The following is a 16,276-nucleotide window of genomic DNA, read 5'->3' on the forward strand; positions in this document are numbered from 1 at the left end:
TTTTGGATTATAAACCTCCCTCCTTCCCGCCCGTTTTAGGCAGGAAGTTTAGAAGGTCTGTTTTTGATTGATGAATATTCTTATTTGTTTCTGTCCGCTACTGCCGTTCTAAGTTTAAAGTAACCCGATTTAAGTGCATCAAAAATTTGGTTCCGAAACGATTCGTCCAGTTCGTCCTCTACTTCTGCAAGTAAGGCCCCGGCATCCACTGATTGCCCATTGAGATATACCCTATCTGCCAATATTTGCCGTTGGGCAGCACGCAATAACGAATCTACTTCGGCATCAGAAACGTCTTTTTTGACACTTTCCATAAGCGCAACCTGAGCCACAACCTCTTCCACTTTTTGCGCGATCAATTGGTCTGAATTTATCCGAATCTCGTCCTGAAAGGGCTCTTTTGTTTCATTTTTGACTACTGCCGAATTGTAATTGGACTGTTCTGGGCTCAATTTTTCCTTTGCTCCAGGAATCTGTGATTCAATTTTAGTTTCCGCCAGCTTGGAATCCTTTTTTTGAATTGGTTCGTTTATGGTAGTTTCCTCTTGCTGCCCATTTGGTTCCATGCTGTCAGCTTCTACCACCTGTGTTTGTTCTACCTTAGGTTTATCCATGGTAAAAAAGAAAACCGAAATCAACACTATACCCACTACGCTAGCGGCAATGGCATATAAAAACCTTGAATTTCTTTTTCTGGGTGACGGCAGTTTCACCTCTGAAGCAATTTTTTCCCAAGCATTTTTAGATGGGGAAATGGTTCGTCCTTCCAATTTGTTTTTGATATGTTTTTCGAGTTTGTCCATATCCGCTATTTTCTGTTCGCCGAACTTGATTTGGGCGACATTCCATTTAAACTTAAATTTTCTTGCAGCATTTTCCTGGCCTTGAACAATTGCGATTTTGAAGTACCCTCCGAAATCTCCAGCATTTGGGCTATTTCTTGATGATTGTAGCCTTCAATGGCGTAAAGCAAGAACACAGTTTTATATCCTTCTGGCAAGTCATCAATCAACTGCTGCACATATTCCACATCCAAAAGACCCTCATTGTCAACTGACCGTTCGCGTTGGGCATCAAAAACCTCATCATCATAGACCACAAACTGTCTTTTGCGCAAATAGGAAATGCTTTCCCTCACCATTATGGTCCGTATCCACCCTTCAAAGCTCCCTTTGTGTTGAAATGAGTCCAAATTTTTAAAGACTTTGATGAACCCATTGACCATAACATCTTCAGCAAAATGTAAATCCTTGATATATTGGCGACAGACGCTCAACATTTTAGGGGCAAACTTTTCATACAATAACCTTTGGGCCTGTGGATCTCCCTTAACAGACTTCCTAATCAAATAGTTTTCATTACCGTACAAAGTGATGATTTTCAAAAGTGTTGCTTCAAAATTGTTTCTATATAGATAGACGCCATAGAAAGCGTAAGCGTTGCCTGAAGTATCTTTTTTTGGTAAAAAAGTGGTTATTTTTTACGGTCCACCACATAATTGACCATAAGGATAAGCGAACTTTTGTACTCAGAATCTGGGTAGTTGTCCAAAATGGCCAAAGCTTCATCCTTAAATTCCAACATCTTGGTCACAGCGTAATCCAGCCCCCCTTTTTCCTTGACATAAGCAATGACCTCTTTTACCCGCTTCTTGTTCTTATTGTGATTCTTGATGGAATTGATAAGCCATTTTTTCTTCTCCTTGTCGCTATGGTTTAAGGCGTAAATCAGGGGAAGTGTCATTTTTTGTTCTTTGATATCAATTCCGGTGGGCTTCCCAATCTTTTCGGCACCATAATCAAATAGGTCGTCCTTAATTTGAAAGGCCATGCCGCAAAGCTCACCAAACTTTCTGAAGGTCTCCACCTCATCAGAATCTGGTCTCACCGAGCAAGCTCCCATACTGCAACACGCTGCAATTAGCGTCGCTGTTTTTTGACGTATGATATCGTAATAAATATCTTCGGTAATATCCAAAAGTCGGGCTTTTTCAATTTGAAGCAACTCGCCCTCGCTCATATCCCTCACCGCATTGGAAATAATATGCAGCAAATCGTAATCCTTGTTTTCCAATGAAACCAAAAGTCCCTTGGAAAATAAAAAATCGCCCACCAAAACAGCAATTTTATTCTTCCACAACGCATTGATGGAAAAAAAACCGCGGCGTTTATTGCTATCGTCCACCACATCATCATGTACCAAACTTGCGGTATGGATCAGCTCAATGATGGATGCTCCGGTATAAGTGCGTTCATTTACCTCCCCATTGAGCAGTTTGGCAGTTAAAAAAACGAACATGGGCCGCATTTGCTTGCCCTTCCGGTTAACAATGTAATACGTGATTCGGTTGAACAACGCCACTTTGGACGACATCGACTTGAGAAACTTTTCCTCAAAAAGTTGCATTTCATCCTCTATGGGTTCCCTAATCTGAGAAACTATCTTCAACGTGACGTGTTTGGAGAATTTGGTTTTGAAAGCCTAAAAGTAAAGAAAATGATAGAGTTGTTGGAAGTATCTTACAAGATTTAAGTCAGCAGCACAAAAGTATCGGTAAGTTGCAGGGTTTGGTTATTGGTTATTGGTTATTGGTTATTGGTTATTGGTTATTGGTTATTGGTTATTGGTTATTGGTTATTGGAAAATATATATTTTGAAACCAAACCCAAAAAACCCTTGCCCCTTGTCTCTTGATTTTGAACTTTTAGTTTGTTATTTGGTTATTGCGTCGTTGTCGTTCGTCTTGGCTCTTTTATCTTTTTTCTATCCTCTAGCTTCTTGTGTCTTGTCTCCTGTCTCCTAACTCCTAAAAACTAACTCTTATTGGCCAATTGCCCACAGGCCGCATCAATGTCCTTTCCTCGGGAACGACGAACAGTAACCGTGATTCCGTTTCTTTCCAGCGTGTCCTGATACATTTTTATGGCTGATTCAGAGGCTTGTTGGAATTCGCCATCATCAATAGGGTTGTACTCGATAAGGTTTACCTTGGATGGCGCAAATTTGCAGAATTTTACTAAGGCGTCTACGGCTTCTTGGGTGTCGTTGATGCCCTGCCATACCACATATTCGTATGTGATTCTATTTTTGGTCTTGCTGTACCAGTATTCCAATGCTTCGCGTAAATCTTTTAAAGGAAAAGTGGAATTAAATGGCATGATGGAAGTCCGAACCTCATCTATGGCGGAGTGAAGGGAAACCGCCAATTTAAATTTTACCTCTTCATCGGCCATCTTCCTGATCATTTTGGGAACTCCGGATGTGGACAAGGTGATTCTCTTAGGTGACATGCCTAATCCTTCGGGCGAAGTGATTTTCTCAATGGCCTGCAAAACGTTGTTGTAGTTCATCAAAGGTTCACCCATTCCCATAAATACAATGTTGCTCAAGGGTCGGTCAAAATACAGTCGACTTTCATTGTCAATGGCCACTACCTGATCGTAAATCTCATCGGGATTAAGGTTACGCATTCGTTTGAGTCTTGCTGTAGCACAAAACCGACAATCCAAACTACAACCCACCTGACTTGAAACACAGGCCGTGGTTCTTGTTTCAGTTGGAATGAGGACGGATTCCACCACCAAACCATCGTGCAAACGAACCGCATTTTTAATGGTGCCGTCAGAACTGCGTTGCATTTGATCCACCCGAATATGATTGATCACAAAATTTTCTTCCAGCATTTGACGGGTTTCCTTGGAGATATTGGTCATGGCCTCAAAAGAATGTGCGGATTTTTGCCACAACCACTCATACACTTGGTTGCCTCGGAACGCCTTATCGCCTTGCGATACAAAAAAGTCGCGGAGCTGCTCCTTGGTCAATGCGCGTATGTCCTTCTTTTGGGTTTCCACAGGATAAAGATAATCAAGAAAAAATCCCGTTGATTTTGAATCAAACGGGATTTCAGATTGTATTAAGTTTTTGAATTACAAAATCAACATGGCATCTCCGTAGGAGTAAAAACGGTATCCCTCTAAAATGGCCTGTTTGTAAGCTTTTTTGATAAGATCATGACCAGCAAATGCAGATACCATCATCAATAAGGTAGATTTTGGCAAATGGAAGTTGGTAATCATACAATTGGCTATACTGAAATCGTAAGGAGGAAAAATGAACTTGTTGGTCCATCCTTCAAACGTATTCAAGGTATGCTCAGAGGATACAGCACTTTCCAGACCACGCATTACCGTGGTGCCCACAGCACAAACCTTTCTTTTGTTATCCTTGGCCTTGTTCACCACTTCTGTTGCCTTTTCATCAATGACCAATTCCTCGCTGTCCATCTTGTGTTTGGACAGGTCTTCCACCTCAACAGGGTTAAAAGTACCCAAGCCTACATGTAAGGTAACCTCCGCAAAGTCGATTCCCTTTATTTCCAAACGCTTCAACAAATGTTTAGAGAAGTGCAAGCCAGCCGTTGGTGCCGCTACCGCTCCTTCATACTTTGCATAAATGGTTTGGTATCTTTCTTCATCTTCTGGCTCAACATCACGTTTAATGTATTTTGGCAATGGGGTCTGACCCAATTCACGCAATTTTCTTCTAAAATCGGTATAAGAACCGTCATAAAGGAAACGTAAGGTTCTACCTCTTGATGTGGTATTGTCAATCACCTCAGCTACCAAACTTTCGTCCTCACCAAAATACAATTTGTTTCCAATTCGAATCTTTCTAGCGGGGTCTACCAACACATCCCAAAGACGCTGCTCTTGGTTGAGCTCACGCAACAAGAAAACTTCAATACGTGCACCGGTCTTTTCCTTATTTCCATACAGTCGCGCAGGAAACACCTTGGTATTGTTCAACACCATTACGTCCCCCTCATCAAAATAATCAATTAGGTCTTTGAACATTTTGTGCTCAATTTTTCCAGAATCCCGATGAACTACCATCAATTTTGACTCGTCCCGGTTCTCTGAGGGATATTCGGCCAATAATTCCTTGGGTAGTTCAAAGTTGAAGTTTGATAATTTCATGTAGACTTATTTTGATTTTTTTAAAAGATGGCAAATATACAACCTCGACATAGGGGATGTCAAGTAATTTGGTGATTAAATGTCAATTACACTTCCTGAATGCCAATGCCCAGTGCGGTGAGATCTTTCCAGAAATCAGGATAGGACTTGGAAACCACACCAGCATCATTTACGAACAAGGTAGTTCGCAAACTCAAAGGCGCAAAAGCCATGGCCATTCTATGATCGTTATAGGTGTCTATGGCCGCATCTGCGATGATAGTTTTTGAAGGCTGAAGAGTTAGACTTTCAGCATCTATTGCTACGTGGGCTCCCAGTTTGGTGAGTTCGGTTTTCAAGGCTGCCAAGCGATCGGTCTCTTTTATAGGTAATGTGTGCAATCCTGTTAAATGACACCCCACACCCAGTCCCAAGCAAGTTACGGCTATGGTTTGGGCCGTATCTGGAGCATTGGAAAGGTCATATTCTACATGGGATGGAATCTTATCCGAAACTTTGGTCAAGGTAATTGTGTTGTCCAAAAAGGTGGTTTCAACCCCAAAATCGGTATAAATCTTGGCCAAAACACTATCGCCTTGCAGTGAATTACTTTTATAAGAGGACAATTGAATCTCGGTTCCCACATTGCACAAAGCCACAATGCTATAAAAATAACTCGCAGAACTCCAGTCCGATTCCACAACCAAAGTGGTGTCTTCGACCTCACTCTGCGGATGGACTTTTATATGGTTGCCCTCAAAAGAGGTTTGTACACCAATTTGCTCCAAAAGCGCCAAGGTCATTTTAATATAAGGGACGGAAGTAATCTTGCCCACCAATTCCAATTCCAGACCATTCTCCAAACTTGGAGCGATCAAAAGTAAGGATGAAATATACTGACTGCTGATATTGGCAGGCAATGAAACCTGATTTTTGATCAATTTTTTCCCAGTTATTTTGATGGGCGGGTAGCCTTCATTCTTAACATAATCGATCTCTGCACCCAGCTCTCGAAGCGCTTCCACCAAAATTTTAATGGGTCGCTCCTGCATCCGTTGCGAGCCCGTCAGAACCACTTCTTTTCCTTCTTGGGAAGCAAAATAGCCCGTTAAAAATCGCATGGCGGTACCCGCATGGTGAATGTCCACCTTACCCGTAGTTTTTTTGAGTCCTTGTTGCATCACCTCACCGTCATCGGAATTAGAGAGGTTCTCTATTTTCAGGTTTGGAAAAAGTGCCTGAAGCAACAAAGAGCGGTTGGTCTCACTTTTGGAGCCCGTTATTTGAATGCTTTTTTTAATGGTTTTTTCCTGGGGTATGGTTAGCTGAAGTCTCAATGCTTTCTTGTTTGAAATAAAGGTTCAAAACTAGAAAAAACGCGCCTAATCTCCCCCCTAGCCAGCCAACTTTATTTGAGCTTTTTGTTATTTTGGTGGCGATCATGGTCCCGTTTGGCCTTCATGTCGAGCTTTTTGTCAAACGCCTCTTGAAGATCAATCCCAGTTTGGTTGGCCAAACAGAGTACCACAAAAAGCACATCGGCCAGTTCTTCACCTAGATCTTTGGCCTTATCCGACTCTTTTTCACTTTGTTCCCCATACCTTCTGGCAATGATTCGGGCCACTTCCCCTACCTCTTCTGTAAGCTGGGCCATGTTAGTTAACTCATTAAAATAGCGTACCCCATGGTTTTTAATCCATTCGTCTACGGCTTTTTGGGCATTCTCAATATTCATTATTCTCTGTTTTTTGTATCAATTATTATGGTCACTGGGCCATCATTTAACAACTCCACTTTCATGTCGGCCCCAAAGATTCCCGTGCCAACTTTTTTCCCTAAATCTTCTTCCAGTTTTTGCACAAATGCTTCATACATGGGAATGGCCACATCGGGTTTTGCCGCTTTAATATAGGAAGGTCGATTGCCCTTTTTGGTTTGGGCATGCAATGTAAATTGACTTACCACAATACTATCTCCACCAACATCCAGCACTGAGCGATTCATCACTCCCTCACCATCATTAAAAATACGCAGGTTGGCCACTTTTTTGGAAAGCCACTCAATATCTTCGGGGCCATCGGCATCTTCAATGCCCAGCAAAACCAACAATCCGGTTTTAATTGATGAAACCGTTTTGCCATCCACTGTCACACTTGCTTTTGAAACTCTTTGTATGACTGCTCTCATGATCTTTCCCGATATGGATTTTCTTCTTCACCGGTTACCATTTGTACATAGCTTCTATAGCGGCTCCAGGCTATTTCGTCATTTTCCAAGGCTTCTTTAACAGCACATTTGGGTTCGTCCAAATGCAAACAATTATTGAATTTGCATTCTGATTTCAACTTAAAGAATTCAGGAAAATAATCCCCAATCTCATCGTCATCCATATCAACAATACCAAATCCTTTTATTCCTGGAGTATCCACGATTCTTGCTCCAAAAGAGAGATCATACATTTCAGCAAAAGTAGTAGTGTGCTGCCCCTGCAAATGTTGCTCCGATATTTCTGCCGTTTTTAATCGAAGTCCAGGCTCTAAAGCATTGACCAAGGTAGATTTTCCCACTCCGGAATGCCCCGCGAACATGCTTGTTTTATCCAGCATCAATTCCTTAACCTTGTTTACATTCTTGCCTTCCTTGGCGGCAATTTCAATGCAGTGGTAGCCAATATCTGTATATAATTTAACCAGATAACTTACCTCAACCATTTCTTCCTCATCATATACATCCATTTTGTTGAAGAGCAGCACTACGGGAATATCGTAGGCCTCTGCCGTTACCAAAAATCGATCTATAAAACTGGTGAATGTGGTAGGGTTGTTCAAAGTGACCAATAAGAAAACCTGATCTAAATTGGCCGCGATTATATGGGTCTGTTTGGACAGTTTTACGGATTTGCGGATAATATAATTATTCCTTTCCTTGATTTCCGAAATCACCCCAACGGTTTCATCGCCAATACTTTCCAACTCAAAAACCACTTCATCCCCTACAGCAATGGGATTTGTACTTTTAATTTCTTGGGTACGGAACTTTCCTTTGATTCGGCATTCGTAAAAAGTGCCTCCATCAGTTTTAACAGTATACCAGCTTCCCGTGGATTTATAAACAGTTCCGTTCACTATTTGTTCATATTTTCATTACAAAGAAACAATAATCCTTCTTTTTGTGCGTATATCTTTGTCTACAGTTTTAACTATCAACAACTTATTTATTATGAAAAAAATCATTTTTACGGCAGTGATAACCCTAGCTGCAGCATTCAGCATGAATGCCCAACAGTACAAGGTCATCACCAGCGTGGAATCCATTGTACCCAATGGCTTGGGTAGATCTAGAATCATCAATGCGCTTGAAGACAAGGATTACAAAGAGTTTACAAGTGTACAGACCGAAGACGACAACACTAGGAACAAGTCTGACCGAAGTGAAATCCGAGTAAAGAATTTTGAGGAAACCAAATTATTGAACTTCTACAACTTGGGCGGTATTCGCTTCCAGAACATTGCAGCCAATGATGCCATGATCACCTCTATGATCAATGATATGATTTCCAACGGTTGGGAATTGGCGTTTGTGGTAAGTGGTGTTGAAAGTGAAGGTGGTAAAGGTGATGGGCAAGGTATCTTTATTACCCGATACATTTTTAAAAAGTAATTCTTTTGTCACATTTTGACAAAAAAGGCCCTTTGAATAACCAAAGGGCCTTTTTATTTTCTGAATCAGTCCCGCATATAAACACGTCCCCCGGCAAAGGTCTTTTTATGTACCCTTTTGGGCTTTCCATAAACCGTTACATCACCACCCGCTTTAAGGTTGATGTCCACCATCTCCGATGCAAACACGTCGGCCTCACCTCCTGCTGATATTTTTATATCTGTACTGGAAGTTCGTAAGTTTCTCCCATCAAAAATACCTCCGGTATTGATTACAATGGATTGGTTTTCTGCCAAACCTGATGCTTCCACAATTCCGCCTGTAACTGCCCGAATATCTGCATGGGCCACATCCATTCCAATCTGTATACGAGCCCCTTCTTGGGCTCTCAACTCAATCTTGCTCTTCTTTACCAATTCGTTACAGGTAATCTTGGCCCCTTCATTGCCATCAATCACTTCCAGATTGGTATAATACACCTCGATAAAGGTATCCTCACCTTGAAACTTTTTGTCCAACTGCATACGAAGTTTCAAGACACCATTCTTGTTGGTCCATTTAATATCATCCACATTCCAACCTTTTATGGTGATTCGGTTCTCATCCGATTGGATAAGATTTACTTCAATCAAATCAAAAACCTTGATCTTATCAAAGTCACCCACTTCAGTATCAATCATACGTTGAGCAAAGAAGGTCATGGGCAGCAACAGCAAACAAAGGGTATAGATTTTTCTCATGATAGTGTTTTTTACGTCTATAAAGAGTAAAGTCTTGACCTACTGTTACAGTTTGGGCATAAAAAAACTGTTTGAAATGCAGAACTTTTAGGTTTCCGCCTCCAAACAGTTTTAAAACTATGGTTTTTTGAAACTTAAATCAATGCCAGTTCAAGTAATTCAAGTCTAAATAAGGCTTCGACCCTACCTATCGGCAGGCAGGTGCGCTCAGCCTGACATCCTAAATTGTTTATACCAAGCTTAAACTCGCATTAAGCGTTGATAATTTTCTCTTGATGGTTAATAGATTCTTGGTGAATGGCCTTGAACATCTTCAACACAAATTCCTCACTTAATCCCCGTTGTTCACCTTCCAAAATCATATTACCCAAAATGGCGTTCCAACGATTGCTCTGCAATACGGCCACGTTCTTTTGTTTTTTCAACTCACCAATACCATCAGAAACCTTCATCCGTTTTCCCAAAAGGTCAATCAATTGGTTATCCAACACATCAATTTGCGCTCTTAAGTTGCTTAATTTGCTGTTATATTCAGCTTCTTCATCGGTTTCTTTTCTGATACGGAGGTCTTTCATAATCTGAATCAATGTTTTTGGGGTTACTTGCTGCGCGGCATCACTCCAGGCATTGTCCGGATCATAATGGGTCTCTATGATCAAACCGTCAAAATTTAAATCCAAAGCCGTCTGGGATACATCAAAAATCATATCACGCTTCCCTGTAATGTGGCTGGGATCATTAATGATTGGCAAATCAGGAAATTTGGTCTGTAGTTCAATGGCCAATTGCCATTCTGGAATATTTCTGTATTTGGTCTTTTCATAGGTTGAAAACCCTCGGTGAATCACTCCCAACTTTTCAATATCTGCGGAATACAACCTTTCCACAGCACCCAACCAAAGAGAAAGGTCTGGGTTTACCGGGTTCTTCACCAGTACAATTTTATCCGTTCCTTTTAGGGCATCGGCAATTTCCTGAACTATAAACGGACTTACTGTAGATCTTGCCCCGATCCATAAAAGGTCAATATCGTGCTCCAAGGCCAAATCTACATGGGCCTTATTGGCCACCTCAGTAGCTGTCTTTAGTCCGGTTTCTTCTTTAACTTTCTGCAACCATTTTAATCCGATGGCCCCAACACCCTCAAAATTTCCTGGACGGGTGCGAGGTTTCCAAATCCCGGAACGAAAGTAGTTCACATCAGTATCCTTGAGTTCATGGGCTATTTTCAGCACCTGTTCTTCGGTTTCGGCACTACAGGGTCCTGCAATCACCAATGGATGCGATAGATTCATATCATCCAACCATTTCCTCATTTGTTTATTGTTTTCCATACTACGTTCTATTTTTTTGTAAGTGGTATTCCTTTTAGTATTTGTTTTATTTTATTGGTATTGCTCATTTCTTGATGCACACGCTCGAAATCATTATCCTCAATCAATTTTTTAAACGTAATCAGGTTTTGGATGTACTCCTCCAAAGTTTCCACTACGTTATCCTTGTTCTGTTCAAAAATAGGTGTCCACATGTCGGGCGAACTTTTTGCCAAACGGACGGTACTTTCAAAACCACTTCCCGCCATGTCAAAAATATCACGCTCATTTTTTTCTTTCTCAATTACTGTTTTTCCCAACATAAATGAGCTGATGTGTGATAAATGCGATACGTAAGCGATGTGCTTGTCGTGTGCTTCCGGGTTCATATAGCGAATACGCATACCCATTTCCTGAAAAACAGCCAATGCCCTTTCCTGAAGCTTAAAAGCGGTCTTCTCCACTTCACAGATAATATTGGTTTTGCCTTCATATAATCCTTCAATGGCCGCAGATGGCCCCGAAAACTCGGTACCTGCGATTGGGTGGCATGCCATATAGTTTCTTCGCTTGGGGTGATTGGCCACCGCTTGGCAAATTAGGCTTTTGGTTGACCCTGCATCCACAACAACCGTTTCATCCCCAGCAGCATCCAATATTTTAGGCAGCTCTTGCATTAAAGCATTTACTGGAATGCTCACAAAAACCATATCGGCCAAGGCCAAAGAACCATAATCCCCTTTTGCATCAATAAGACCCAATGCCAAGGCTTCATCAAGGTGCGATTCACTTTTATCTATACCTATGATTTCCGAACGAGGGTTTAGCTTTTTAATGTCTTTGGCAAAAGAACCTCCAATCAATCCAATACCTATAACAACAATGTTCATAACACCTTAAGAGGAATATTTAAATAAATCTTTCTATGGCTTCTTTTATTTTTTCTTCTTTCACACAGAGTGAGAATCGAATATATCCTTCTCCATTGCTACCAAAAATGGTTCCTGGAGCAATGAAAATATCTTTATCGTAGAGCACTTGGTCAATGAATTCTTCCGAGGGAGCAGCACCTTCAGGAAGCTTGCACCACACAAACATCCCAACTGCATTCTTATCATACGTGCAACCCAACCTCTCAACCAATTGGAACATCAACTCCCTCCTTTGGGTATATACCTTATCCAATGCTTCAAACCATTCTGGACCGCTTTGCAAGGCAGCCACAGCCCCTTTTTGAATGCCGTAGAACATCCCGGAATCCATATTGCTCTTCACCTTCAACACAGCATTGATATGTTCCTCTTTCCCTAAAACCATTCCTACACGCCATCCGGCCATGTTGAACGTCTTACTGAGGCTATTCAGTTCCAAAGTGCAATCTTTTGCTCCTTCTATGGACAAAATACTGGTAGGATTATTGGACAACACAAAACTGTATGGGTTATCATTGACCAATAGTATTTCATGTTTTAGGGCAAAATCAACCAAAGTTTTCAACTGTTCTTTGGTGGCCGTTGCTCCTGTCGGCATGTGTGGATAGCTGACCCACATCAATTTTACTTTGGACAAGTCTTGTTTTGATAATTCCTCCAAGTCAGGAAACCAACCGTTTTCCAAAGTGAGGTCGTATGTTCTTGGGACCCCACCCACTAAATTGGTCACGGATGCATATGTGGGATATCCCGGATTGGGCAACAAAACCTCATCGCCTACATTAAGGAAAGCCATGCTAATGTGCATAATGCCCTCTTTGGAACCCATTAATGGCAAGACTTCCGTGTTGGGGTCAACCGACACATCAAACTTTTGAAGATAGAAGTCAGCAATGGCTTCACGCAGTTGTGGGAGTCCCTGATAACTTTGGTACTGATGTGCCCCGGTATCCATAATGGAATCTCGCAAAGTCTCCAGAACTTCGGGTGATGGTGCCAAATCAGGACTTCCAATTCCCATATTGATGATGGGTTTTCCTTGGTTCATCAATCCCCGTACCTCCCGTAATTTTTTGGAGAAGTAGTATTCTTGCACGCTATGTAACCTATCGGCTGTGATCATAACAACAATGCATTTTTATATTCGCCCAAAACCGTAAAATCTTCAGACATAATCCCCAACAATGCTTTTGCCTTTGAAAAATATTCGTATTCATCAAAAGTAACATCCACAAAAAAGGCATATTTCCAAGGCGTTTCAATCACCGGAAGTGATTGAATCTTGGTAAGGTTAAGGTTACAGTCGCTCATCACGTTCAACACTGTTGCCAAACTCCCTCTTTTATGATCTGTGATAAACCGAAGTGATGCTTTATTAATTTCCTCTTTCGGTAAAACCTTATTCTGCTTTTTTAGGATAATAAAACGGGTGGCGTTGTTCTTTATGGTCTGTATTTCAGGAGCAATGATATTTAAATCATAGAGATCTGCAGCCATTTTTGGAGCAATTGCAGCAATATTAGCCAACTGACCTTCTTTAATACGTTTTGCGGTCTCTGCAGTGTCAACACTTTCTACCAATTTAATCTGCGGATAGTCCTTAAAAAACTCCTTGCACTGCAATAAGGCCATTGGGTGGGAATGCACTTCCTTGATGTCTTGCAAAGCAATACCCGGTAACGCCATAAGGTTATGGTGAATACTCAAATAGTGTTCCCCAATGATATGTATTTTATTATGGTACACCAAATTGTAATTTGGAATTATAGACCCTGCAATTGAATTCTCAATTGCCATGATTCCCTTGTCAGCGGTACCATCCAACAAATGATCAATAACGGCGTCAAACGAAAGGCATTCGAGCAGTTCTATATCTTCCCCAAAGAAATCCTTACCCACTTGATGGTGGTTAGATCCTTTTATTCCCTGTATGGCTATTTTTAAAGACATTGCAAAAAAAAAGCCCCGATTTTTACCGGGACTTTACATGTTTATATACGTTAATCGCATTCAGAACAGTCCCGTACCTCTTTGAAAAAAGAAGTAAAAGTAAAAACCGTTCCAGAAATACGTTTGTGTCATTTCAATACTAATCTGCGGCTAAGATAGCCATTCAATCCAAAATGAACAGGACTTCCTAAATTTTTTTTGATTTTTTTCAAAAAACCTGAGTTCACTGCATATTATTTTAAGTAAGCTTGCTTTTTTTAAGAATTCCATGCATTCCATAAATCAACCTCGCACTGTTTACCAAAACTTCTAAAACCGTATTTTTGGATTTAAATTCAATTGAATGTCCATCACCGTAAACAACATTACCAAAACCTTTGGTCCACAAAAAGCACTGGACGATGTCTCATTTTCCATCAATAAAGGAGAGATTGTTGGCTTTTTAGGCCCTAATGGCGCAGGAAAGTCTACCATGATGCGGATTTTGACCACCTATTACAAAGCAGACACAGGTGATGCCGAAGTCAATGGATTTAATGTCTTGACTTCGGAAAAAAGAGTTCAAAAAAGTATTGGTTACCTGCCCGAACACAACCCACTCTATTTGGAAATGTACGTAAAGGAATATTTGGCCTTTAATGCGGATGTGTACCAGGTACCCAAATCCAAAATCGGGGAGGTCATTGAAAAAACCGGACTTACCCCTGAAGCACATAAAAAGATCGGGCAATTATCCAAAGGATACCGTCAGCGTGTGGGGTTGGCCGCAGCCTTGTTGCACGACCCAGAAGTTTTGATCCTGGATGAACCCACCACCGGTCTAGACCCCAATCAATTGGTGGAAATTCGAAAGCTCATTCGCGAAATTGGGAAACAAAAGACCATCTTGCTTTCCACCCACATCATGAAAGAAGTGGAAGCCGTCTGTGATCGGGTGATCATCATCAACAAAGGAAAATTGGTGGCAGACAAAAAATTAGAAGAGCTTCGCGAATCAGAAGAGCAAATCATAGAAGTGGAGTTCGACTACCGGGTGGAAGAACAATTGCTCCAACAATTGCCCAATGCTTCCAAGGTAAAAAACATAGGTGGGTTTGTTTATGAAATCACCTTTGCCACTTCCAAAGATATGCGTCCTGCCGTTTTCGACTTTGCGCACGATAACAAATTAAAAACCCTTCAACTGAGCCGAAAGAACAAAAACTTGGAGAGTCTATTTTCGGAACTTACCCAATAATTTAAAGTTCGTTACAAGACTCCATCTAGTTTACGTTGTTCAAAAATGGCTATGAACATCCGAGTACTTATGCTCTTGGCGTTTTTGTTTGCTTTTTCGGTATTGATATCGCTAAAATGCGTACCTAAGGTACTGATCTAATCGCCTAGCCATATTCCAAAGTGATAATGCGAAATAGTATTCCCCATGCCTTTATCTAGGTTAGCACGTACCTTTGAGGGACTCCTTTTGTCAAGGTGTACAAGGAAGAGATTCATTTCACAAAAGTCAGTCAGCCTTTCCATATGTTCCGGCCAATTGGTTATGGTCTTATTAAAAAATGACCAATTTCCGCATCGGCCCTTACCCGTTCATAAAAATTACGACCAAGATTGAAATATGCTCTCTAACCCATATATCTTGCTTTTCTAATACTGTTTTCGCAATCAAGATTTCCCCTCAAATTCATTACAATCCAAACGGATATCTGAATGTTTCAATTCCTTTTCCAGTAGATGACAATAGTGTTGTGGGCCGTTTTTTGCATAAAATTTACAGGCAAAACAGGTTCGTTGTACCGTTAAAATCCCTTTTTGGTTAAGTTCGAAAATTAATTTGGATAAAACCTTAAATACATTTTCCCTGTCCTCAACTGGAATATCATTCAATTGGGACGCTAACGGATTGGCAAAGTCATCGGTTTCTCCAACAATTTCCTTACCCCGATCTGAAAGAAAAATGGAATAACTTCTACTATCTGAAGAGGAATGATCTTTTAGGATAAGTCCTTTTCGGTCCAAAACCCGAATGGCATCGCTTATGGTCGGTTTGGTTAGATTGAACTCGCGGGCCAAAAAGCTAACATTGTTGTACTCGCTTTTATGGTAGGCCACAAATATTAAAATCTGAATCTGAATGGGACTCAGGCCCAACTGCTTTGCCTTTTCCCAGAGCAATACTTTAAAGGTCTGCGAAACCCGCTCCAAACCCGCAACAATCTTACTGGATAGGTTAATTTGCTGTTCTTCTGGATTAAAAATGCTTTTTTTCATATCAAAACAATGCCCGTCGAGATTTCTCAACAGGCAAAGTTAGTAATCCTAATCATTAAAGTGGCTATTATGCCTTTACATCTTCCAAAGAAGCCCCGTAATTAATATGTAGCACTACCCCGTTGGGTGTTACCAAAGCCGGAACGGAGGTTACACCAAACTTCTCGGCTGCGGGTATTTCTTTTTGGTTTTCGCCCAAATGGACAATGTGGACACTTTCTTCTCCCATAAGATTGATGATTTCTTGTTCGGCCCCGACGCATACCGGACAACCCGCATGATAAAAAATAGATTTTTTCATTTACGTAGTATTTAAGTTAAAAGCATTATTGCTCCTACAAATATAGTAAGGATTCCTAACTATAAAAATATTGAAGATATTATTTTACCCCATATGTATTATTTAAGTGTCCATAGACTCTTATTTTTCCGGACGAACAAGCTGAAAATCAATT

General features: G+C 40.9%; 18 protein-coding genes. 2 read left to right on the plus strand and 16 right to left on the minus strand.

What is annotated here, in order from left to right:
- Positions 1-80: 80 nt before the first annotated feature.
- The 9 genes from AB1A65_RS00970 to rsgA form a co-directional block, all read right to left on the minus strand.
- Positions 81-803: a hypothetical protein gene (locus AB1A65_RS00970; RefSeq protein WP_366584708.1), complete on the minus strand. Its 723-nt coding sequence runs from the start codon at positions 801-803 to the stop codon at positions 81-83.
- Positions 804-808: 5 nt separating this feature from the next.
- A complete protein-coding gene (locus tag AB1A65_RS00975; RefSeq protein ID WP_366584709.1) occupies positions 809-1,384 on the minus strand; it encodes an RNA polymerase sigma factor in 576 nt (191 codons plus the stop codon).
- Positions 1,385-1,473: 89 nt separating this feature from the next.
- Entirely contained in the window at positions 1,474-2,448 is a 975-nt protein-coding gene (locus tag AB1A65_RS00980; protein ID WP_366584711.1) for a polyprenyl synthetase family protein, read from the minus strand.
- A gap of 365 nt (positions 2,449-2,813) precedes the next feature.
- Positions 2,814-3,854: a 23S rRNA (adenine(2503)-C(2))-methyltransferase RlmN gene (gene rlmN / locus AB1A65_RS00985; protein ID WP_366584713.1), complete on the minus strand. Its 1,041-nt coding sequence runs from the start codon at positions 3,852-3,854 to the stop codon at positions 2,814-2,816.
- 75 nt (positions 3,855-3,929) lie between these two features.
- The gene (gene queA / locus AB1A65_RS00990) at positions 3,930-4,979 is read right to left on the minus strand and encodes a tRNA preQ1(34) S-adenosylmethionine ribosyltransferase-isomerase QueA (RefSeq protein WP_366584715.1); all 1,050 of its coding nucleotides are present in this window, start codon (positions 4,977-4,979) and stop codon (positions 3,930-3,932) included.
- Positions 4,980-5,065: 86 nt separating this feature from the next.
- Positions 5,066-6,295 (minus strand): 3-phosphoshikimate 1-carboxyvinyltransferase, encoded by a 1,230-nt coding sequence (locus tag AB1A65_RS00995; protein ID WP_366584717.1) that lies wholly within the window; start codon positions 6,293-6,295, stop codon positions 5,066-5,068.
- A gap of 71 nt (positions 6,296-6,366) precedes the next feature.
- Positions 6,367-6,693 (minus strand): nucleotide pyrophosphohydrolase, encoded by a 327-nt coding sequence (locus AB1A65_RS01000; protein ID WP_366584719.1) that lies wholly within the window; start codon positions 6,691-6,693, stop codon positions 6,367-6,369.
- Positions 6,693-7,145: a D-aminoacyl-tRNA deacylase gene (dtd, locus tag AB1A65_RS01005; RefSeq protein ID WP_366584721.1), complete on the minus strand. Its 453-nt coding sequence runs from the start codon at positions 7,143-7,145 to the stop codon at positions 6,693-6,695. The genes AB1A65_RS01000 and dtd overlap by 1 nt, the downstream gene beginning before the upstream one ends.
- Complete coding sequence (gene rsgA / locus AB1A65_RS01010; RefSeq protein WP_366584723.1) at positions 7,142-8,083, minus strand: ribosome small subunit-dependent GTPase A; 942 nt, start codon at positions 8,081-8,083, stop codon at positions 7,142-7,144. Before rsgA ends, dtd begins: the two co-directional genes overlap by 4 nt.
- Positions 8,084-8,228: 145 nt before the next feature.
- Here rsgA and AB1A65_RS01015 point away from each other — a divergent pair, with 145 nt between their 5' ends.
- Positions 8,229-8,618 (plus strand): hypothetical protein, encoded by a 390-nt coding sequence (locus AB1A65_RS01015; protein ID WP_366585230.1) that lies wholly within the window; start codon positions 8,229-8,231, stop codon positions 8,616-8,618.
- 65 nt (positions 8,619-8,683) lie between these two features.
- Here AB1A65_RS01015 and AB1A65_RS01020 read toward each other — a convergent pair whose 3' ends face one another.
- The 5 genes from AB1A65_RS01020 to AB1A65_RS01040 form a co-directional block, all read right to left on the minus strand.
- Complete coding sequence (locus AB1A65_RS01020; protein ID WP_366584725.1) at positions 8,684-9,358, minus strand: head GIN domain-containing protein; 675 nt, start codon at positions 9,356-9,358, stop codon at positions 8,684-8,686.
- Between the two features lie 251 nt (positions 9,359-9,609).
- A complete protein-coding gene (locus tag AB1A65_RS01025; RefSeq protein ID WP_366584727.1) occupies positions 9,610-10,692 on the minus strand; it encodes a bifunctional 3-deoxy-7-phosphoheptulonate synthase/chorismate mutase type II in 1,083 nt (360 codons plus the stop codon).
- Positions 10,693-10,700: 8 nt separating this feature from the next.
- Positions 10,701-11,561: a prephenate dehydrogenase gene (locus tag AB1A65_RS01030; RefSeq protein WP_366584729.1), complete on the minus strand. Its 861-nt coding sequence runs from the start codon at positions 11,559-11,561 to the stop codon at positions 10,701-10,703.
- A 19-nt stretch (positions 11,562-11,580) separates the two neighbouring features.
- Entirely contained in the window at positions 11,581-12,726 is a 1,146-nt protein-coding gene (locus AB1A65_RS01035; protein WP_366584731.1) for an aminotransferase class I/II-fold pyridoxal phosphate-dependent enzyme, read from the minus strand.
- A complete protein-coding gene (locus AB1A65_RS01040; RefSeq protein ID WP_366584733.1) occupies positions 12,723-13,553 on the minus strand; it encodes a prephenate dehydratase in 831 nt (276 codons plus the stop codon). Before AB1A65_RS01040 ends, AB1A65_RS01035 begins: the two co-directional genes overlap by 4 nt.
- Before the next feature lie 343 nt (positions 13,554-13,896).
- On the opposite strand from AB1A65_RS01040, the gene gldA reads away from it, so the two are divergent.
- Positions 13,897-14,790, plus strand: coding sequence for a gliding motility-associated ABC transporter ATP-binding subunit GldA (gldA, locus tag AB1A65_RS01045; protein ID WP_366584734.1), 894 nt, complete (start codon positions 13,897-13,899; stop codon positions 14,788-14,790).
- 425 nt (positions 14,791-15,215) lie between these two features.
- On the opposite strand, the gene AB1A65_RS01050 is transcribed toward gldA, so the two are convergent.
- Together AB1A65_RS01050 and AB1A65_RS01055 are read right to left on the minus strand one after the other, a co-directional pair.
- On the minus strand, positions 15,216-15,821 hold the full coding sequence (locus tag AB1A65_RS01050; RefSeq protein ID WP_366584736.1) for a MarR family transcriptional regulator: 606 nt from the start codon (positions 15,819-15,821) through the stop codon (positions 15,216-15,218).
- A 67-nt stretch (positions 15,822-15,888) separates the two neighbouring features.
- On the minus strand, positions 15,889-16,122 hold the full coding sequence (locus AB1A65_RS01055; protein WP_366584738.1) for a thioredoxin family protein: 234 nt from the start codon (positions 16,120-16,122) through the stop codon (positions 15,889-15,891).
- Positions 16,123-16,276: the final 154 nt, after the last annotated feature.

Source organism: Allomuricauda sp. ANG21, assembly GCF_040705235.1.
In the GTDB taxonomy this organism is placed as follows: Bacteria; Bacteroidota; Bacteroidia; order Flavobacteriales; family Flavobacteriaceae; genus Flagellimonas; species Flagellimonas marina.

Coding starts and splice junctions, on each gene's coding strand:
- queA (WP_366584715.1), bottom strand. CDS start 4,979: ATGAAATTATCAAACTTCAACTTTGAACTACCCAAGGAATTATTGGCC.
- AB1A65_RS01020 (WP_366584725.1), bottom strand. CDS start 9,358: ATGAGAAAAATCTATACCCTTTGTTTGCTGTTGCTGCCCATGACCTTC.
- gldA (WP_366584734.1), top strand. CDS start 13,897: ATGTCCATCACCGTAAACAACATTACCAAAACCTTTGGTCCACAAAAA.
- AB1A65_RS01000 (WP_366584719.1), bottom strand. CDS start 6,693: ATGAATATTGAGAATGCCCAAAAAGCCGTAGACGAATGGATTAAAAAC.
- AB1A65_RS01040 (WP_366584733.1), bottom strand. CDS start 13,553: ATGTCTTTAAAAATAGCCATACAGGGAATAAAAGGATCTAACCACCAT.
- AB1A65_RS01035 (WP_366584731.1), bottom strand. CDS start 12,726: ATGATCACAGCCGATAGGTTACATAGCGTGCAAGAATACTACTTCTCC.
- AB1A65_RS00970 (WP_366584708.1), bottom strand. CDS start 803: ATGGACAAACTCGAAAAACATATCAAAAACAAATTGGAAGGACGAACC.
- AB1A65_RS01025 (WP_366584727.1), bottom strand. CDS start 10,692: ATGGAAAACAATAAACAAATGAGGAAATGGTTGGATGATATGAATCTA.
- AB1A65_RS01050 (WP_366584736.1), bottom strand. CDS start 15,821: ATGAAAAAAAGCATTTTTAATCCAGAAGAACAGCAAATTAACCTATCC.
- AB1A65_RS01015 (WP_366585230.1), top strand. CDS start 8,229: ATGAATGCCCAACAGTACAAGGTCATCACCAGCGTGGAATCCATTGTA.
- dtd (WP_366584721.1), bottom strand. CDS start 7,145: ATGAGAGCAGTCATACAAAGAGTTTCAAAAGCAAGTGTGACAGTGGAT.
- AB1A65_RS01030 (WP_366584729.1), bottom strand. CDS start 11,561: ATGAACATTGTTGTTATAGGTATTGGATTGATTGGAGGTTCTTTTGCC.
- AB1A65_RS01055 (WP_366584738.1), bottom strand. CDS start 16,122: ATGAAAAAATCTATTTTTTATCATGCGGGTTGTCCGGTATGCGTCGGG.